This window comes from Variovorax sp. Root434, from assembly GCF_001426595.1.
Classification (GTDB): domain Bacteria; phylum Pseudomonadota; class Gammaproteobacteria; order Burkholderiales; family Burkholderiaceae_C; genus Variovorax.
The window spans coordinates 325,766-341,758 of the sequence record NZ_LMEK01000012.1; the positions used below are offsets into that span (position 1 = coordinate 325,766).

Annotated in this window: 17 protein-coding genes and 1 riboswitch; of the genes, 6 read left to right on the forward strand and 11 right to left on the reverse strand. The window is 66.9% G+C overall.

Going from position 1 to position 15,993, the window contains the following annotated elements:
- Nucleotides 1–6 precede the first annotated feature (6 nt).
- The 8 genes from tolQ to ribD all read right to left on the reverse strand — a co-directional run bounded on the left by tolQ (nt 7) and on the right by ribD (nt 6,439).
- The gene (tolQ, locus tag ASD05_RS12050; RefSeq protein WP_056519063.1) at nt 7–726 is read right to left on the reverse strand and encodes a protein TolQ; all 720 of its coding nucleotides are present in this window, start codon (nt 724–726) and stop codon (nt 7–9) included.
- On the reverse strand, nt 723–1,181 hold the full coding sequence (gene ybgC, locus ASD05_RS12055) for a tol-pal system-associated acyl-CoA thioesterase (protein WP_056592258.1): 459 nt from the start codon (nt 1,179–1,181) through the stop codon (nt 723–725). Before ybgC ends, tolQ begins: the two co-directional genes overlap by 4 nt.
- Nucleotides 1,178–2,374, reverse strand: coding sequence for a pyridoxal phosphate-dependent aminotransferase (locus tag ASD05_RS12060; RefSeq protein ID WP_056592263.1), 1,197 nt, complete (start codon nt 2,372–2,374; stop codon nt 1,178–1,180). Before ASD05_RS12060 ends, ybgC begins: the two co-directional genes overlap by 4 nt.
- An 88-nt stretch (nt 2,375–2,462) precedes the next feature.
- Nucleotides 2,463–3,008, reverse strand: coding sequence for a transcription antitermination factor NusB (gene nusB / locus ASD05_RS12065; RefSeq protein ID WP_056592267.1), 546 nt, complete (start codon nt 3,006–3,008; stop codon nt 2,463–2,465).
- Complete coding sequence (gene ribH / locus ASD05_RS12070; protein WP_056592270.1) at nt 3,005–3,466, reverse strand: 6,7-dimethyl-8-ribityllumazine synthase; 462 nt, start codon at nt 3,464–3,466, stop codon at nt 3,005–3,007. The genes nusB and ribH overlap by 4 nt, the downstream gene beginning before the upstream one ends.
- Before the next feature lie 6 nt (nt 3,467–3,472).
- Nucleotides 3,473–4,627 (reverse strand): bifunctional 3,4-dihydroxy-2-butanone-4-phosphate synthase/GTP cyclohydrolase II, encoded by a 1,155-nt coding sequence (gene ribBA / locus ASD05_RS12075; protein ID WP_056592274.1) that lies wholly within the window; start codon nt 4,625–4,627, stop codon nt 3,473–3,475.
- Nucleotides 4,624–5,286 carry a riboflavin synthase gene (locus ASD05_RS12080; RefSeq protein WP_056592278.1) on the reverse strand — a complete coding sequence of 221 codons (663 nt, stop codon included), beginning with the start codon at nt 5,284–5,286 and terminating at the stop codon, nt 4,624–4,626. Before ASD05_RS12080 ends, ribBA begins: the two co-directional genes overlap by 4 nt.
- 55 nt (nt 5,287–5,341) lie before the next feature.
- On the reverse strand, nt 5,342–6,439 hold the full coding sequence (gene ribD / locus ASD05_RS12085) for a bifunctional diaminohydroxyphosphoribosylaminopyrimidine deaminase/5-amino-6-(5-phosphoribosylamino)uracil reductase RibD (RefSeq protein WP_235507949.1): 1,098 nt from the start codon (nt 6,437–6,439) through the stop codon (nt 5,342–5,344).
- Between the two features lie 219 nt (nt 6,440–6,658).
- On the opposite strand from ribD, the gene ASD05_RS30705 reads away from it, so the two are divergent.
- From ASD05_RS30705 to ASD05_RS12115, 6 genes are all read left to right on the forward strand, one after another.
- Nucleotides 6,659–6,904 carry a Tfp pilus assembly protein FimT/FimU gene (locus ASD05_RS30705; protein ID WP_235507950.1) on the forward strand — a complete coding sequence of 82 codons (246 nt, stop codon included), beginning with the start codon at nt 6,659–6,661 and terminating at the stop codon, nt 6,902–6,904.
- A gap of 245 nt (nt 6,905–7,149) precedes the next feature.
- Complete coding sequence (pilV, locus tag ASD05_RS12095) at nt 7,150–7,692, forward strand: type IV pilus modification protein PilV (protein ID WP_056592282.1); 543 nt, start codon at nt 7,150–7,152, stop codon at nt 7,690–7,692.
- Nucleotides 7,689–8,513: a PilW family protein gene (locus ASD05_RS12100; RefSeq protein ID WP_056592284.1), complete on the forward strand. Its 825-nt coding sequence runs from the start codon at nt 7,689–7,691 to the stop codon at nt 8,511–8,513. Before pilV ends, ASD05_RS12100 begins: the two co-directional genes overlap by 4 nt.
- Complete coding sequence (locus ASD05_RS12105; protein WP_235507951.1) at nt 8,510–9,205, forward strand: PilX N-terminal domain-containing pilus assembly protein; 696 nt, start codon at nt 8,510–8,512, stop codon at nt 9,203–9,205. Before ASD05_RS12100 ends, ASD05_RS12105 begins: the two co-directional genes overlap by 4 nt.
- A gap of 20 nt (nt 9,206–9,225) precedes the next feature.
- Complete coding sequence (locus ASD05_RS12110) at nt 9,226–12,621, forward strand: pilus assembly protein (protein WP_235507952.1); 3,396 nt, start codon at nt 9,226–9,228, stop codon at nt 12,619–12,621.
- A gap of 3 nt (nt 12,622–12,624) precedes the next feature.
- Nucleotides 12,625–13,086 carry a type IV pilin protein gene (locus ASD05_RS12115; protein ID WP_056592285.1) on the forward strand — a complete coding sequence of 154 codons (462 nt, stop codon included), beginning with the start codon at nt 12,625–12,627 and terminating at the stop codon, nt 13,084–13,086.
- A gap of 18 nt (nt 13,087–13,104) precedes the next feature.
- Here the strand turns inward: ASD05_RS12115 and nrdR are convergent, their stop codons facing one another.
- From nrdR to ASD05_RS12130, 3 genes are all read right to left on the reverse strand, one after another.
- Nucleotides 13,105–13,548 carry a transcriptional regulator NrdR gene (gene nrdR, locus ASD05_RS12120; RefSeq protein WP_007836918.1) on the reverse strand — a complete coding sequence of 148 codons (444 nt, stop codon included), beginning with the start codon at nt 13,546–13,548 and terminating at the stop codon, nt 13,105–13,107.
- Between the two features lie 21 nt (nt 13,549–13,569).
- Entirely contained in the window at nt 13,570–14,814 is a 1,245-nt protein-coding gene (gene glyA / locus ASD05_RS12125; protein ID WP_056592288.1) for a serine hydroxymethyltransferase, read from the reverse strand.
- Nucleotides 14,815–14,856: 42 nt separating this feature from the next.
- Nucleotides 14,857–14,981: riboswitch (ZMP/ZTP riboswitch) on the reverse strand.
- Between the two features lie 28 nt (nt 14,982–15,009).
- Nucleotides 15,010–15,849 (reverse strand): lytic transglycosylase domain-containing protein, encoded by an 840-nt coding sequence (locus ASD05_RS12130; RefSeq protein ID WP_056592289.1) that lies wholly within the window; start codon nt 15,847–15,849, stop codon nt 15,010–15,012.
- Nucleotides 15,850–15,993 lie beyond the last annotated feature (144 nt).

The following is a 15,993-nucleotide window of genomic DNA, read 5'->3' on the forward strand; positions in this document are numbered from 1 at the left end:
CTCCGCTCAGCGGTTGGCCGGAGCCACCGACGATGCAACGCCCGCGTTCGGGTTGGCCGAGAGGTTGCGCTGCAGGATGTTGGAGAACTCCTCGATGTAGGTTTCGAGGGCGATGGCGATCTTGTCGATCTCGCGGGCGAAGCGGTTGTAGCCCACCACCGCCGGAATGGCAGCGAACAGGCCGATGGCGGTGGCCACCAGCGCCTCGGCGATGCCGGGGGCCACGGTGGCCAGCGTCACCTGGGCGAGGGCCGCGAGGCCGGTGAAGGCATGCATGATCCCCCAGACCGTACCGAACAGGCCGACGTACGGCGACACCGAACCCACGGTGGCCAGGAACGAGAGGTTCTGCTCGGCCGCGTCCAACTCGCGCTGGAAGCTCGCGCGCATGGCGCGGCGGGCGCCGTCGAGCAGCGTGGCGGCGTCGCTCACGTGGCGTTCGCGCAGCTTCTGGTACTCGCGCATGCCGGAGGCGAAGATGCGTTCCATGGGGCCGGCGAACTTGGCGTTCTGCGCGGCCGAGGCGAACAGCTCGTTCAGGCTGGTGCCCGACCAGAACTCGCGCTCGAAATCGTCGTTGAGGGCGCGCATGCGCCGCAGCGCGAAGTACTTGCGGATGATCGCGGCCCAGCTGGCGATCGAGACGATCACCAGCAGCAGCACGACCAGTTGAACCACGAAGCTCGCATGGAGCAGGAGATTGATGATGGAGAGGTCTTGGTTCATGGCTTGAAAGGTTGTGTCATGGAGCCGCTGTAGCGCTCGAGGGTTCCCGTCACTTGCTTCGGAATGCGTGCGGGACGCAATGTGGCGGCGTCCACCCAGCCGATGCGGATCGTGCCTTCGCACAGCAGGACAGGCGCCGAGGCATCTGTCCGCTTTTGCTCTGTTTTTGATAGCACGCGCTGGCCGATTATCAACGACGCGGTGCCCAATTGTTGAAGATCGGCTGTAACGAGCAGTTCGTCGTCCAGCCGCGAGGGGCGATGGTATTTGAGCTGCGTTTCGCTCACCACGAACTGGCCGCCGGTTTCCTCGCGCAGCTTGTGCTGCTCGACGCCCAGTGAGCGCAACCACTCGGTGCGACCGCGTTCCATGAACTTCAGGTAGTTGGCGTAGAACACGATGCCGCCGGCATCGGTGTCTTCCCAGTAGACGCGGATCGGAAACGCGTAGCTCATTGGGCCCGGTTCTCTGCCATCGCCCGCAGACGCTCGATGGATTCCTGCAGGTGCGCCATCGAGCTGGCGGTGGAGAAGCGCACGAACTTCGCCGTCTCCGCCGTGCCGAAGTCGCGGCCGGGCGTGACGGCGACGTGGGCGCGCTTCATGGTTTCGAAGGCGAAGTCCCAGCTGCCCGAGATGCCGAGCTTCTCGGCGAAACCGGTGCAGTCGGCCCAGGCGTAGAAGGCGCCGTCGGGCACCACGGGCACGTTCAGGCCCAGCGCGTTCAGCTGCGGAATGAACCAGTCGCGGCGCGCCTTGAATTCGGCGCGCCGGCGTTCGTATTCGGCGATGCTCTCGGGCTCGAAGCAGGCGAGCGCCGCGTACTGCGACACCGTGCTGGCGCAGATGAAGAGGTTCTGCGCGAGCCGCTCGACCACCGGCACCAGCGCCTCGGGCACCACCAGCCAGCCGAGGCGCCAGCCGGTCATGTTGAAGTACTTGCTGAAGCTGTTGATGCTGATGACGTTGTCATCGATGGCCAGTGCGGTTTGCCCGAATGCGTCGTCGTACGAAAGGCCGAGGTAGATCTCGTCGATCAGCGTGATGCCCCCGCGCTGCGACACCACCTCGTGGATGCGGCGCAGCTCGCCGGGCGCGATGGAGGTGCCGGTCGGGTTGGAGGGCGACGCCAGCAGCACGCCGCGCGTCCTGTCGGTCCAGGCGGCCTCGACTTTCGCGGCCGTGAGCTGGAAGCGCTCTTCGGCCGTGGTCGGCACCAGCACGGCCTTGCCGTCCGCCGCGCTCACGAAGTGGCGGTTGCACGGATAGCTCGGGTCGGGCATGAGAATTTCGTCGCCCGACTCGATCAGCGCGAGGCACGCCAGTTGCAGCGCGGCCGAGGCGCCGGCCGTGATGACGATGCGGCGGGCCGGCACGTCGACGTTGAAGCGCTGCTTGTACCAGCCGCTGATGCGTTCGCGCAGGTGGTCGAGACCGGTGGCCTGCGTGTACTGCGTGGCGCCGGCGCGCACCGCGCGGGCCGCGGCTTCCTGCACCAGTGGCGGAGCGGTGAAGTCGGGTTCGCCGATGTTCAGGAAGATCATCGGCCGGTCGGTGTGGGCCACTTCGCGGGCCAGCGCACCGGCCGCCTTCGCCACCTCCATCACGTAGAAGGGCTCGATGCGCTGGGCGCGCGTCGAAATTCTCATTGCACCCCCAGGCTGCGGCGCTGCGGGTCTTCGCCTCCCCCCTCGCAAGCGAGGGGGCGAGCGCCTTCGGGCGGCCGGGCGGCGCTCCTCATGCCTTGGCTTTCCCTGAAGCGCGGTCGGCTTCCACTTCGAGCGGACGCAGCTGCGGCGCCAGGCCGTTCAGCACGGCGTTCACGTACTTGTGGCCGTCGGTGCCGCCAAATTCCTTGGCGAGTTCGATGCACTCGTTGAGCACCACGCGCCATGGCACGTCGGGGCAGTTCTGGAACTCGTACACGCCGATCCACATCACGGCGTGCTCGATGGGCGAAATCTCTTCGAACTTGCGGTCCAGCAGCGGGCGGATCAGCGCGTCGAGCTGCTCGGCGCCTTCGATCGAACCGTGCAGCAGCGCGTCGTAGTGCAGCGCATCGGCTTTGTGGAAGCCCGCGAGGTCGCGCGTGAAATGATCGATGTCGGTCGGGTCGTTGCGGCCCACCAGGTGCTGGTAGAGCGCCTGCAGTGCGAACTCGCGCGCGCGGCTGCGGTTCGATTTGGCCGAAGCCTTGCGCGCGCCGGTGCTGGTGAGTCCGACGCGCGACTGGCGCGGCTTGGCGTCAGCGGGCTTGAGGGGCTTGGAGGTGTCTTCGGTCATGAAAGGGTGGCCAGCAGTTGCGCCATTTCGACGGCGACCTGGGCTGCGTCGCGGCCCTTGTCGGTTTGCCGCGCGATGGCCTGCTCGAGGTTTTCGGTGGTGAGGATCGCGTTGGCGATGGGCAGGCGGTAGTCGAGCGCAAGGCGGCTCACGCTCGCACCCGATTCGTTGGCCACGAGTTCGAAGTGGTAGGTCTCGCCGCGGATGATGCAGCCCAGCGCAATGAGCGCGTGGTAGCCGCCGCGCTCGGCGAGCGCCTGCAGGGCCACGGGCACTTCGAGCGCGCCGGGAACCTGCAGGTGGTGGATGTCGCTGGCAGCCACACCCAGTGCCTCGAGCTCCGAGAGGCAGGCCGAGGCCAGCGCGTCGGTGATGTCGGCGTTGAAGCGCGCCTGCACGATGCCGATGCGCAGTCCTTTTCCGTTGAGCGTCGTCTCGCCCTTGTTTGAACCTTGCATGGTCGTTCAGTCTTTCGTGAGGTAGCCGGCAATTTCGAGGCCGTAGCCTGCTGCCATGCTGGGCATGCGGCGCGGCGTGCCCAGCAGGTTCATCTTGTGCACACCGCATTCGCGCAGGATCTGCGCGCCGATGCCGTAGCTGCGCAGGTCCATGCGGCCGCGCTCGGGGGCTTGCGCGGGGCGCGCGGTGCCGTCGAACTGCGCAAGCAGCTCGCCGGCGGTCTCGCCGCAGTTCAGCAGCACGGCCACGCCCTTGCCCTCGGCCGCAATGTGCGAGAGGCTGGCGTCCAGGCTCCACGAGTGCATCGGGCGGTTGATTTCGAGCGCGTCGAGCACCGAGAGCGGCTCGTGCACGCGCACCGACACCGTGTCTTCCGGCGCCCACTTGCCGCGCACCAGCGCGAGGTGGACGCCGCGGCTGGGCTTGTCGATGAAGGCATGGGCCGTGAAGGCGCCCCAGTTGGTCTGGATCTCGCGGCAGCCGACCTTCTCGACCAGCGATTCGACGCGGCTGCGATGCTCGATCAGCGCGGCGATGGTGCCGATCTTGATGTCGTGCTCGGCCGCGAAGATCTGCAGGTCGGGCAGGCGCGCCATCGTGCCGTCTTCGTTCATCACCTCGCAGATCACCGAGGCGGGCGAGCAGCCGGCCATCGCGGCCAGGTCGCAGCCGGCTTCGGTATGGCCGGCGCGCATCAGTACGCCGCCGTCCACCGCCTGCAGCGGGAAGATGTGACCCGGTTGCACCAGGTCGGCGGCCACGGCGTTGGGCGCCACGGCGGCCTGCACGGTGCGGGCGCGGTCGGCGGCGGAGATGCCGGTGGTCACGCCTTCGGCCGCCTCGATGGACACGGTGAACGCGGTCGAATGCTTGGCGCCGTTGCGCTGGACCATCGGCGGCAACTGCAGCCGCTCGCACATTTCGCGCGAGAGCGTGAGGCAGATCAGGCCGCGTGCATGGCGCGCCATGAAGTTGATGGCTTCGGGCGTGATGTGGTCGGCCGCGATGACGATGTCGCCTTCGTTCTCGCGGTCTTCCTCGTCGACCAGGATCACCATGCGGCCGGCGGCGAGCTCGGCCACGATCTCCTCGACCGGGGAGATGGGGGCAGGAGCGCGCGCGGCGCGGGGGGCGCCGATCGGCGTGACGGAGGCATTCATTCGGCTGTGTCCTTGGAATACGTGGAGGGCGGCACCAGCACGCCGGCCTGGAGCATGCGCTCCACGTAGCGCGCCACGGTATCGATTTCGAGGTTGACCTTCGAGCCGGCCTGCAGGCTGCCGAGCGAGGTGTTTTCGACGGTGTGCGGGATCAGGTTGATGCTGACCTCGGCGCCTTCGGCGACGTCTTTCACGCTATTGACCGTCAGGCTCACGCCGTTGATGGTGATCGAGCCCTTGTACGCCAGGAAGCGGGCCAGCGCCTGCGGCGCAACGATGCGCAGCTCCCAGCTTTCGCCGACGGGCTCGAAGAAGCTCACGCGGCCGATGCCGTCCACGTGGCCCGAGACGATGTGCCCGCCGAGGCGGTCGCTGGCGCGCAGCGCCTTCTCGAGGTTGATGCGGCTGCCTTCGTCGGTCAGGCCCGCAGTCTTGTCGAGGGACTCGGCTGAAATGTCGATGGTGAACTGCTGTCGCTCGGGGGCGAGCGTGGTGACGGTCATGCAGGCGCCGTTGAGCGCGATGCTGTCGCCAAGGCCGACGTCATCGAGGTAGCCGTCGGGCACCGCGATGCTGAGTCTTTTGCCGTAGGAGGAGGAGGTGCCGAGGTCGTGAATGGCGGCGATGCGCCCCACGCCGGTGATGATTCCGGTGAACATCCGCGCATTTTCGCAGACATCCTGGGTCCGGCCGTCGGACGCCCGCATTCGCCCGCTAGAAAGCGTCCCTTCCGGCGACCCGGGCCACGATCCGCAGGTCCGGTCCCACCCGGTCGAAGGTCCGGAATTCGAGCGGTAGCGCGCCCGCCAGGTCGGCCAACGGGCCGCCCGTGTGAATGCCGGATGCCATGCCGAGGCCATCGCCGATCAGTTTCGGCGCCAGATACACCAGCAGTTCGTCGACCAGGCCTTCGCGCAGCAGCGATCCATTGAGCTTGTGGCCGGCCTCGACGTGGAGTTCGTTGACCTCGCGCCGGGCGAGATCCCGCAGCATCGCCGCCAGATCGACCTTGCCCTGCGCATTGGGCAGAAAGGCGATGGTGGCGCCGCGCGCTTCCAGGGCGGCGGCCTTCGCGCTGTCCTGGGCCGCGGCGTAGATCCAGACGGCACGGCCGGGCAAGAAGAGCTTTGCGTCGGGCGGGGTCTGCAATTGGCTGTCGATCACCACCACGTGCGGCTGGCGCGTGGTTTCCACCAGCCGCACGTCGAGCCGGGGATCGTCTTCCAGCACCGTGCCCACGCCCGTCAGTACCGCGCTGGCCCGCGCACGCCATGCATGGCCGTCGGCGCGCGCCGGTTCGGACGTGATCCATTGGCTCACGCCGTTGTGCAGGCCGGTCTTGCCGTCCAGCGAGGCCGCGGCCTTGAGCCGCACCCAGGGGGTCTTGCGGACCATGCGGCTGAAGAAGCCGATGTTGAGCTCCCGTGCTTCCTCTGCGCCCGAGCCCACCTCGACGTCGACGCCCGCAGCGCGCAGCCGCTCGAAGCCCTGGCCGGCGACCAGCGGGTTGGGGTCGGCGAGCGATGCAACGACCCGGCCAATGCCCGCCGCGACCAGCGCATCGCAGCACGGGCCGGTGCGGCCATGGTGAGCGCAGGGCTCGAGCGTGACCCAGGCGGTTGCGCCCGCGACCGAATGGCCCCGCGCGGCCGCATCGCGCAGCGCCATGATCTCGGCATGCGGGCCGCCGACCTGCTGGGTGCTGCCTTGGCCGATCACAGCGCCATCCGCGGCCACCAGGACGCAGCCGACACGCGGATTCGGATCGGTCTCGGGTCCGGCCTGGCGCGCGAGATCCAGTGCATGGGCCATGAAATTCGCAATTTCTTTTGTCATCTTTTTGTTAAATCGAATTTATTTGATTGGCAATTTGGAATCAATTGAAAACCATTGACCGTTGATCCATTTGCTTTGACCGCTTGTCGCGCAATGGCCTTCAATAAGAAATTGAAAAAATAGAATTTCCGGCTATTGCAATCAGGGGAGAAGCGTCCGTCCGGCACCGTGGTGCAAGGCGGCGGGCGATACGACATGAACAACAGATTCTGCGCGTCCGCGCGGGGCTTCACGCTGGTCGAAATGATGACCGTCATCGTACTGATGACCGTCCTGCTGGCCATGGCGCTGCCCAATTTCAGCAGCCTGATCGAAAAGTATCGCGTACAGGGCATGGCCTCGGCCTTGATGGCGAGCCTGAGCCACGCGCGCTCCGAGGCCGCCCGGCGCGGAAAAACCGTGACCCTCCAGCAGCGTGCAGAGTGCCGCGGCAGGGATTAGAGCTGCGGCTGGGACACGACGGTTAGCAGCGGGGACACCGTCGAAACCCTCAGGCGGCAAGACCCCGACACGCGGGTCGCGATCGGAAAGAGTTCCCTCGGTGCCGTGTCCTTCGATGCCATGGGCCACTCTGCAGGCGTTGCCAGCTTCAGCTTCCGCCCGGCCGGGAACGACGCTTCGCCCAATGCCGCCGCAGTGTGCGTGGCGCTCGGTGGGCGCGACCGGCTGGTGAAGGGGAGCGCAACGTGCTGAGCGTTCCATTTCGCAAGCCGCGCGGGAGCCAGGCGGGCTTTTCGCTGATCGAGGCCATGGTGGCCGTTCTCGTGCTCTCGTTCGGCCTGCTGGCGCTGGCCGGCCTCCAGCTGCGCGTGCTCGCAGACAGCGCGGGTGCCAGCAACCTGAACATGGCCGTGCAACTGGCCGGCGACATGGCCGACCGCATCCGTGCCAACCTTGTCACGGGCGCCACGGCCGACAGCCCCTATGTGGCCGACTGGTCGCCGGCAAGCGCTGCCGCACCCGAGCGTTCATGCGCAGGGGCCGATGCCAGCTGCAGCGCCGTCGAGCTCGCGGCCTACGATCTGTGGAACTGGAAGCGCACGGTAGCAAGTGCGTTGCCGGGCGGACTGGCCGACATGCAGGGCAAGGCGGCGGCCGGCGGCTTGCTGTTCATGCACATCGCCTGGGACGAGCCTGCCGTCGTCAACCCGATCGCGCCGGATCCGGCCTGGAGCTGCCCGACGGGCAAGGCCTGCCTGGAAGTCGTCGTTGCGGTGCCGCAGCCATGAACGACAAGGCCCGCGCTCCTCGCCCGCCGCAGGCCGGCTTCACGCTGGTCGAGTTCCTCGTCGCGCTGATCATCGGCATGCTGGTGGTGCTGGCTGCCATCGCCAGCATGCTCGGCACCCGCAACACAGCCATGACGAGCGACGACGTCAACGCGCTCCACCAATCGTCGGCATTGGCGTTCAGGCTGCTGGGCCAGCAGATCCGGCAGGCCGGCTACATCCCCATCGACGCGACCGAGCCGCTGTACTACTTCAATGCCAATGCGGACAGGAACACCAATCTTGCGAGCGAGCCGGCCTTCTTCGCGATCAAGGGAGAGGAGTCGCCGGGCGGTTCGGTGCACGACAGGCTGAAGATCGGCTACGCGCCGAATCCCGATCACTTCAAGGACTGCCTGGGGCAGGGCGCCAAGAACGCGGCGGGCGACGTTTACGACCCGGCCATTCCTGTCGCTCCGGACAACGTGCGGGTGATCACCAGCGAGTTCTCGGTGGCGAACGGCGTCCTGAGATGCAAGGGCAGCGGCAATACCGCGCCGCAGCCGATCATCGACGGCGTCGAGCGCTTCGATGTCGCGTACGGCGTAGGGGCTGCGGCGGGAAGCGAACAGGTGGTGCGCTACGTAACGGCCGATGACGTGGCGAGCTTCAACCGCGTTCGCACGGTGCGCGTCTGCCTGCAACTTGCGGGCAGTTCCAGGAACAACCCGAGCGGCGGCTATACCGATTGCGACGGCAAGTCGCAGGCCAGCGGCGATGGCAGGCTGCGGCGCGTCTACACGGCGGTATTCGCGCTGCGAAACAACCTGGGGGCGCTGTGAGGCGCGCGCTCCGGTTCGGCGGTGGTTCCGGCGCCTGGTTGGCGCAGCGTGGGTTTTCGCTTTTCATCGTGCTGATCATGCTGCTGCTCTCAGCGCTGCTGGCGGTGGGCGGCGCGCGAGTGGCGCAGTTGCTCGAGTCGGTGGCAGGCAACCAGCGCGAACACCAGCGCGCCTTCGAGGCTGCGGAAGCCGCGCTGCTGGATGCGGAGCGCGACATCCGGCAACTGGCTTTTGCCACCGCAACCCAGACCTACGTGGCCTGTTCGACGCTCCCGGCGTCGCGCTGCCGCAAGGCCGACGATGGCCGTGTCTTCCCCGACAGGGAAACCGGCTGGGTGACTGCCTACATGGCCGACGGCGCCAACAGTTGCGAGCAAGGCATCTGCTATTTCTCCGCGGCCGATTCGGTGGCGGCTGCGTCCGGCAGCGAGGCCTACCGGTTCTGGACCCGTACCGCGTATGTGAACAAGCATGCGTCGTACGGGCAATTCACGGGGGCGCCCGCTGCGGGCAATCCGGCGCTGGCCAGCGCCAGGTACTGGATCGAAGTCATCGACCGCAAGAACAGCAAATACCCGCTGTACCGAATCACCGCCGTCTCCACGGGGGCGCGCAGCGCGAGCGCCGCAGGCGGGACGCGGGTCGAATTGCAGGTGTCCTTCGATCCGGACCCGGTCACCAAGGTGAATTGAGCATTGCGAGAGGGAGGCATATGAACATCGACAGGTTTTCGAGGAACGCCCTGGTGTGCGGCTTGGTACTGGCGCAGGCCGTTGGCCACGCCGGGCAGTATGTGTTGGCACAGGCGCCGCGCAGCACCACAGTCGATGAGCCGGCGCCGAACGTGATCGTGTCGGTCGACAACTCGGGGAGCATGGCCTGGTCCTCGCGGGCGTCGGACGGGCAAGCTGCGCCGCCTCCCGGAACGCCCAACCGGATGGAAGCGCTGAAGACCGCGCTCCGCGCCAATTTCTCGGTGGCCAACATTCCCGATGACCGTATTCGTCTCTCCTGGCAGGCGATGAACGGCAACAAGGACAACAGCTGCGTCGGGTTCTTCGGCGATACCTCGCCAGGCACCTACCAGGCCGGCGGCTGCCGGATCAACGGCCTCGCCAACGCGAATCTGATGAATTCGCTGGGCGGCACGCACCGCGCCGCGTTCATGAACTGGGTCGACGCCCTGGCCGCGGGCGGCGGCACACCGCTGCACGCCATGATGACCCGCGCCGGCGAGTACATGAAGACCACCGGGCGCTACAGCCCTTACTCGGACGACCCGGGCGTGGAGGGAGCCACACAGTCGAGCTGCCGCAAGTCCTTTCACATCTTCATGACCGACGGCGACTACAACTTCTTCGGATTCAACCCGGATCCGGCGGCGCTCGGCATGCCGGCCATCGGCAACGCCGACGGGACGAACCGCGTCCTGCCCGATTCCATGGACTACCTGCCGCGCGCGCCCTACAAGGACAATGCCGGCGCCATCAGCGACAGCGCCAACTGGGCGAGGGATGCCACGGGCAACTGGAGGCCGATCGCGGAATACCGTCCGACCCTGGCCGACATGGCCTTTCACTACTGGGCCAGCGACCTGCAGCCGGGCGTGCCGAACAATCTCAGGAAGATCGTTGCGGAAGCCGGCAACGTCACGATAGGCACGGCGACCGTCCCCGAGTACTGGAATCCCAAGAACGATCCGGCCACCTGGCAGCATCTGACGACCTACACCGTCGGTTTTGGCGCCGCTTCGTCGTGGACGGGCGCACCGGCCATTTCAGCCGAGACCGCGCAGCCGACGTACAGCGGGGACTATGCGCGCCTGGTCGATGGCTCGGCCACCTGGATGAACCCGCTGGCGAGCACGGCGACGGAAACCGAGACCAGCTCGTCGAATGGAACCAGAATATTCCCGCCCTGGCGTTCCGGCAGCGGCTCCTATGGCTATTACCACGAGAAGGCTGCCAACGCCGCCGCCGTGCGCATGGACCTCTGGCATGCCGCGCTCAACAGCCGTGGCACCTTCACGCCGGCCTCCAATTCGCAGGCGCTCAGCGATGCTTTCAGGTCCATCCTCGGGCAGATCCTGCTCAACACCAGCATCCCGCTGACTTCGATTTCGGCGAGTGCCTCCAGGGTGTCGACCGGCACGGCGGTCTATCGAGCCGGCTACGACTCGGCCGACTGGTCGGGCGCGCTCACCGCCACCAGGTTCGGTGCCAACGGCAGGCTGGCCGCTACGTCCGACTGGTCGGCGCGCGGGCTGCTCGATGCCCGCATGGCCGCAGGGGGCGCGCACGACGGCGATCGCAAGGTGCTGAGCTTCTCGGGCACTGCCGCGGCAACGGCCACCAGTGCCGCAACCACGGGCTCCGGCGTGCCGTTTCGCTGGGCCAGCCTCAGCGACGTGCAGAAGGCCGCGCTCAAGGGAACCGCCAGCACAGACACCGCGAGCATCGCGCTCGGCCGTGCCGTGCTCGATTTCCTGCGCGGCGATCGCAGCAACGAGGGCGCCGGCCTTCAATTGCGCAAGCGCGGCCATGTGCTCGGTGACATCGTGGGTTCCAGTGTCTGGTATGCGGGGCAACCCAGGAGCGGTTTCACCAACGATGCATATGCCACGTTCGCCGCCACCGCTCGCACGCCCATGGTCTACGTGGGCGCCAACGACGGCATGCTGTATGCCTTCAATGCGGCCACCGGCAGGGAAGAGTTCGCCTATGTGCCCGAAGGCCTCTACGGCACGGCGGCCGCACCCGGTCTCAAGCGGCTCAGCGAAACCGCCTACTCGCACAGGTACTACGTCGACGGCAGCACCTTCGTGGCCGACATCTACATGGGGGCGGCTGCCACGGCCACAGCCACGGACGCCGAGAAGGCGGCCGGGTGGAAATCCTTCCTGGTGGGCACGCTGGGAGCCGGCGGCAAGGGCTACTTCGTGCTCGACGTCACCAAGCCCGAGAACATCGACGAGTCCAGGGCTGCCAGCGTGGCGGTGATCGATACGACCGCGCTTTCCGATAGCGACCTGGGCCATCAGTTCCAGCAACCCGCGCTCGATTCCTTCTCCAGGCGTGCGCTGCAGGTGGCGCTGCTGAACAACGGCCGCAAGGCCGTGATCCTCGGCAATGGCTACAACAGCACGAGCGAGAAAGCGGTGCTGTGGATCCAGTATCTCGACGGCGACAAGTCGGTCCTCAAGATCCCCGCGCCTGCCACACAGGGCAGCGGCACCGGCAACGGGCTTTCCGCCCCGCGCGTGGTGGACCGCAACGGCGACGGCAAGGTCGACTTTGCGTACGCCGGCGACCTGCTCGGCAACCTGTGGCGGTTCGACCTGAGCGATGCCGACAGCCGCAAATGGAAGGCCACCATGGGCTCGGGCGCGACCGCGTCGAGCCTCGACGACGTGCCGCTGTTCACGGCCGGCGCCACGCAGCCGATCACGGCGGCGCCGGTGGTCGTCGGCCATCCGCGGGGCGGCTACATGGTGGTGTTCGGCACGGGTCGCCTGTTTGCCGCCGGCGATGAAAGCACTGTCGCCAGCCAGTATCTGTACGGCGTCCGGGACCGGGCCAACGGCAGCACGGGCACCGCGGCATTGACCGACCTTGTGGCGCAGGCCATTGGCACCGACGCCGTCAGGGAAGGTGATGCCGAGTTCCGCACCGTTTCGGGCAACAGTGTGAGCTACAGCGGTTCCAGCGCCAGGCGCGGCTGGTACCTCCGACTGCCGGCCGCCAGGGAGCGCATCGTCTATCCGGGCGACGCGCTGAGCAACAGCGCCGGCTTGTTCTCGACCACCATTCCCGGCACCGGCAGCAATCCGCTCGATTGCACCGCGGGCACCGGCGACGACGGCTGGTCGATGGTGATCGACTTCTTCAGCGGCTCGGCCCCTGACGGCATCGCCTACAACGGGTCCGGCACGGCTGGCGGCTACCTCGGCTTTCGCAATCGTTCCGGCAGGGACGACATCGCCTTCGAGCCGCAGGACCGGGAAAAAGGCAAGGACGTCATCTGCAATGCGGCCGGCGAATGCAATGCGCCGAAGCGGCCGGATATCGTCCGGCGCTTCGGCTGGCGCAACCTGATGTCGTCGAACTAGGCCATGGACAAGCATCCCAAGGCGCAGGCCAAGGAGCGGTTCCGCTCGCGCGGCTTCACGCTGATCGAGCTCATGATCGTGACGGCGGTGATCGCCATCCTCGCGGCAATCGCCTACCCGAGCTATACGCGCTATGTGCTGCGGGCCAAGCGGGCCGATGCCAAGCAGCAGTTGCTGCAGGCGGCGCAATGGACAGAGCGGTACCTGACCGTCAATGGCAGGTATCCCCCGGCGACCGTCGCGCTGCCGGCAGGGCTGCGGCAGGCGCCGTCGTCCGGTACGGCGAACTACGCCATCGGCTATGCCGCGAGAACAGCGACCACCTACACGCTGCAGGCCGTGCCGGAGGGCGCATCGCGCAACGACGAGTGCGGAACACTGACGGTGAACCAGCAGGGTGTCAGGCTGGCTGCGGGCCAGGCCGACGCTTCGGATGCGCTGGTGCAGCTTTGCTGGAATCGTTGAGAGGCCGGCGCCCGGCCCTCAGATGTCGCGCAGTAACTGCCTGAACTCGTCCACGTCCTCGAAGCTCCGGTACACCGAGGCGAAGCGCACGTAGGCGACCTTGTCGAGCTTCTTGAGTTCGCGCATCACGAGTTCGCCAACCTTGGTCGAGTCGATTTCGCGCAGGCCGCTGGCCAGCAGCTTCTGCTCGATGCGCAGCAGGGCGTTGTCGATCTGCTCGATGCTCACCGGACGCTTGCGCAGCGCCAGCATCATCGAGGCGCGCACCTTGGTCGAGTCGAAGTCGGCGCGGCTGCCGTCCTTCTTGACCACCACGGGGAAGTTGACGTCAGGCCGCTCGTAGGTGGTGAAGCGCTTGTCGCAGGCGCTGCATTGGCGGCGCCTGCGCACGAAGTCGGCGTCTTCCGAAACGCGGGTCTCGACGACCTGCGTTTCAAGATGACCGCAAAAAGGGCATTTCATGCGGTCAGGTCTTCCAGGTGATCAGCGGTAGACCGGGAAGCGGCTCGTCAGCGCGTGCACCTTGGCGCGCACCGCGTCGATGTTCGCCGCATCGCGCGGGTTCTCGAGCACGTCGGCCACCAGGTTCGCGGTGATGCGAGCCTCTTCGTCCTTGAAGCCACGCGTGGTCATCGCCGGGGTGCCGATGCGCACGCCGCTGGTGACCATCGGCTTTTCCGGGTCGTTGGGGATCGCGTTCTTGTTGATCGTCATGTGGGCGGCGCCCAGGACGGCTTCGGCTTCCTTGCCCGTGATGCCCTTGGCGCGCAGGTCGACCAGCATGACGTGGCTTTCGGTGCGACCACTCACGATGCGCAGGCCGCGCTCGGTGAGGGTGTCGGCCACGATCTGGGCGTTCTTGACCACCTGTTGCTGGTAGGCCTTGAACTCGGGCGCCATGGCTTCCTTGAACGCGACGGCCTTGGCGGCGATCACGTGCATCAGCGGGCCGCCTTGCAGGCCCGGGAAGATCGCACTGTTGATAGCTTTTTCGTGCTGCGACTTCATCAGGATGATGCCGCCGCGCGGGCCGCGCAGGCTCTTGTGGGTGGTCGAGGTGACGACGTCGGCGTGCGGCACCGGGTTGGGGTACACGCCCGCGGCCACGAGGCCGGCGTAGTGGGCGATGTCGACCATGAAGATCGCGCCCACGTCCTTGGCCACCTTGGCGAAGCGCTCGAAATCGATGCGCAGCGAATAGGCCGAGGCGCCCGCGATGATCAGCTTGGGCATGTGCTCGTGCGCCTTGCGTTCCATCGCGTCGTAGTCGATGGCTTCGTTGGCGTCCAGGCCGTAGCTCACCACGTTGAACCACTTGCCGCTCATGTTCAGCGGCATGCCGTGCGTCAGGTGGCCGCCTTCGGCCAGGCTCATGCCCATGATGGTGTCGCCGGGCTTCAGGAAGGCCAGCATCACTGCTTCGTTGGCCGAGGCGCCGCAATGCGGCTGCACGTTGGCGGCGTCGGCGCCGAAGATCTGCTTGATGCGGTCGATGGCCAGCTGCTCGGCCACGTCGACATGCTCGCAGCCGCCGTAGTAGCGCTTGCCCGGGTAGCCTTCGGCGTACTTGTTGGTGAGCTGCGAGCCCTGGGCGGCCATGACGGCCGGCGAGGCGTAGTTCTCGCTGGCGATCAGCTCGATGTGGTGTTCCTGGCGCGCGTTTTCGGCTTGGATCGCGGCCCAGATTTCGGGATCGGTCTGTTCGACCAGGATATTGCGTTGGTACATGGCAGTCCTTTGAAGACGAGGTCCTTGTTCTTCAACCAAAACAAGGGCTGCCCAGGCGAACGGCTGAACGCCTGTGGTGCCAGGCGGTACGCTTCCCAGTGGTGTTCCACGTCAGCGCGTGGCACCTTGTTCGGATGCTGCGCCTATCGCCAGTCGCGTACCGGCCGAGTGTAGCTCACACCCGGCCCGCGAAGCTCAGGAAACAGAGGAGAGCAGGGCGACCTTGGCCGGTTCGGTGCTGCGTTCCTCGGGCTTGGGGGGCACTGCCACGGGGATCGGCTGCGCGCGCACGCTCGGCGGCGTGACGGTCGACGGCGCGCGGCCGTTGGCCACCTGCCGCAGGCGCTCGTGCTCGGCCATCACCTTGCTGGCGTAGCCGCCGTCGTCCTCGAGATTGGCCGCGCCCACGTAGTAGCGCAGGCCGCCTTCGAGCGAACCGGCGCGGGTGATGCATTCCTGCAGCACCTTCACGCCGACACGCATGTTGGTCACCGGATCGAAGGCGGTGAGCGTGCCGCCCGCGCTTTCGTACTTGTCGCCGTGCACGCGGGTCATGACCTGCATCAGGCCTTGCGCGCCGACCTGGCTCTGGGCGAACGGATTGAAGCTGGACTCGACGGCCATGATCGCGAGGATCAGGGTCGGATCGATCTTGGTGCGCTTGCCGATGCCGTAGGCCTCGGCCACGAGCACGCTCAACGGCTCGGCGGCCACGCGGTACTTCTTGCTCAGCCAGTAAGCCACGGCGGCCTGCTGCTTGGGCAGGTCGGCGGGGCTCGCGGCCGTGGTGCGCTCGATGGCGGTCGGCTCCAGGTCGGTGGCTTCAGGCGCGGGCTTGCGCGACTGCAGCCAGCCCATCAGTTGCTCCTCGCCGGTCTGGCGCAGGTCGGGCCGCGCCACGAGGGCGAGGGCCGCGAACACGATGGCCAGTCCGACCAGCGCAAACCCGTTGTGGGTGATTTCAAAAAAGCCGTCTGTCACGTCGGACACGAAGGTCCGTAGCCCGCGGGCTGTGGCATGGAACGCCTTGTTCATCGCTCTTCCTTTCTGTGCGGCACCTGCTCGCAGCGCCTGGAAAGGCGATGGATGAAAGGCAACAGCGCTTGGATTGGTACGAATCAGGCTCCGCGCATGGAGTGAAGGGGGTTGAGGGCGCGGCGACCTGATCAAGCCGGGGGA

Excerpts from the sequence above, each read along its gene's own strand:
- ASD05_RS30705 (WP_235507950.1), top strand. The coding sequence starts at position 6,659 with ATGAACAACAGATTCTGCGCGTCCGCGCGGGGCTTCACGCTGGTCGAA.
- nrdR (WP_007836918.1), bottom strand. The coding sequence starts at position 13,548 with ATGAAATGCCCTTTTTGCGGTCATCTTGAAACGCAGGTCGTCGAGACC.
- ASD05_RS12060 (WP_056592263.1), bottom strand. The coding sequence starts at position 2,374 with ATGAGAATTTCGACGCGCGCCCAGCGCATCGAGCCCTTCTACGTGATG.
- ribH (WP_056592270.1), bottom strand. The coding sequence starts at position 3,466 with ATGCAAGGTTCAAACAAGGGCGAGACGACGCTCAACGGAAAAGGACTG.
- ASD05_RS12080 (WP_056592278.1), bottom strand. The coding sequence starts at position 5,286 with ATGTTCACCGGAATCATCACCGGCGTGGGGCGCATCGCCGCCATTCAC.
- ASD05_RS12110 (WP_235507952.1), top strand. The coding sequence starts at position 9,226 with ATGAACATCGACAGGTTTTCGAGGAACGCCCTGGTGTGCGGCTTGGTA.
- ribBA (WP_056592274.1), bottom strand. The coding sequence starts at position 4,627 with ATGAATGCCTCCGTCACGCCGATCGGCGCCCCCCGCGCCGCGCGCGCT.
- ybgC (WP_056592258.1), bottom strand. The coding sequence starts at position 1,181 with ATGAGCTACGCGTTTCCGATCCGCGTCTACTGGGAAGACACCGATGCC.
- ribD (WP_235507949.1), bottom strand. The coding sequence starts at position 6,439 with ATGGCCCATGCACTGGATCTCGCGCGCCAGGCCGGACCCGAGACCGAT.
- nusB (WP_056592267.1), bottom strand. The coding sequence starts at position 3,008 with ATGACCGAAGACACCTCCAAGCCCCTCAAGCCCGCTGACGCCAAGCCG.
- ASD05_RS12115 (WP_056592285.1), top strand. The coding sequence starts at position 12,625 with ATGGACAAGCATCCCAAGGCGCAGGCCAAGGAGCGGTTCCGCTCGCGC.
- ASD05_RS12100 (WP_056592284.1), top strand. The coding sequence starts at position 7,689 with ATGAACGACAAGGCCCGCGCTCCTCGCCCGCCGCAGGCCGGCTTCACG.
- tolQ (WP_056519063.1), bottom strand. The coding sequence starts at position 726 with ATGAACCAAGACCTCTCCATCATCAATCTCCTGCTCCATGCGAGCTTC.
- glyA (WP_056592288.1), bottom strand. The coding sequence starts at position 14,814 with ATGTACCAACGCAATATCCTGGTCGAACAGACCGATCCCGAAATCTGG.
- ASD05_RS12130 (WP_056592289.1), bottom strand. The coding sequence starts at position 15,849 with ATGAACAAGGCGTTCCATGCCACAGCCCGCGGGCTACGGACCTTCGTG.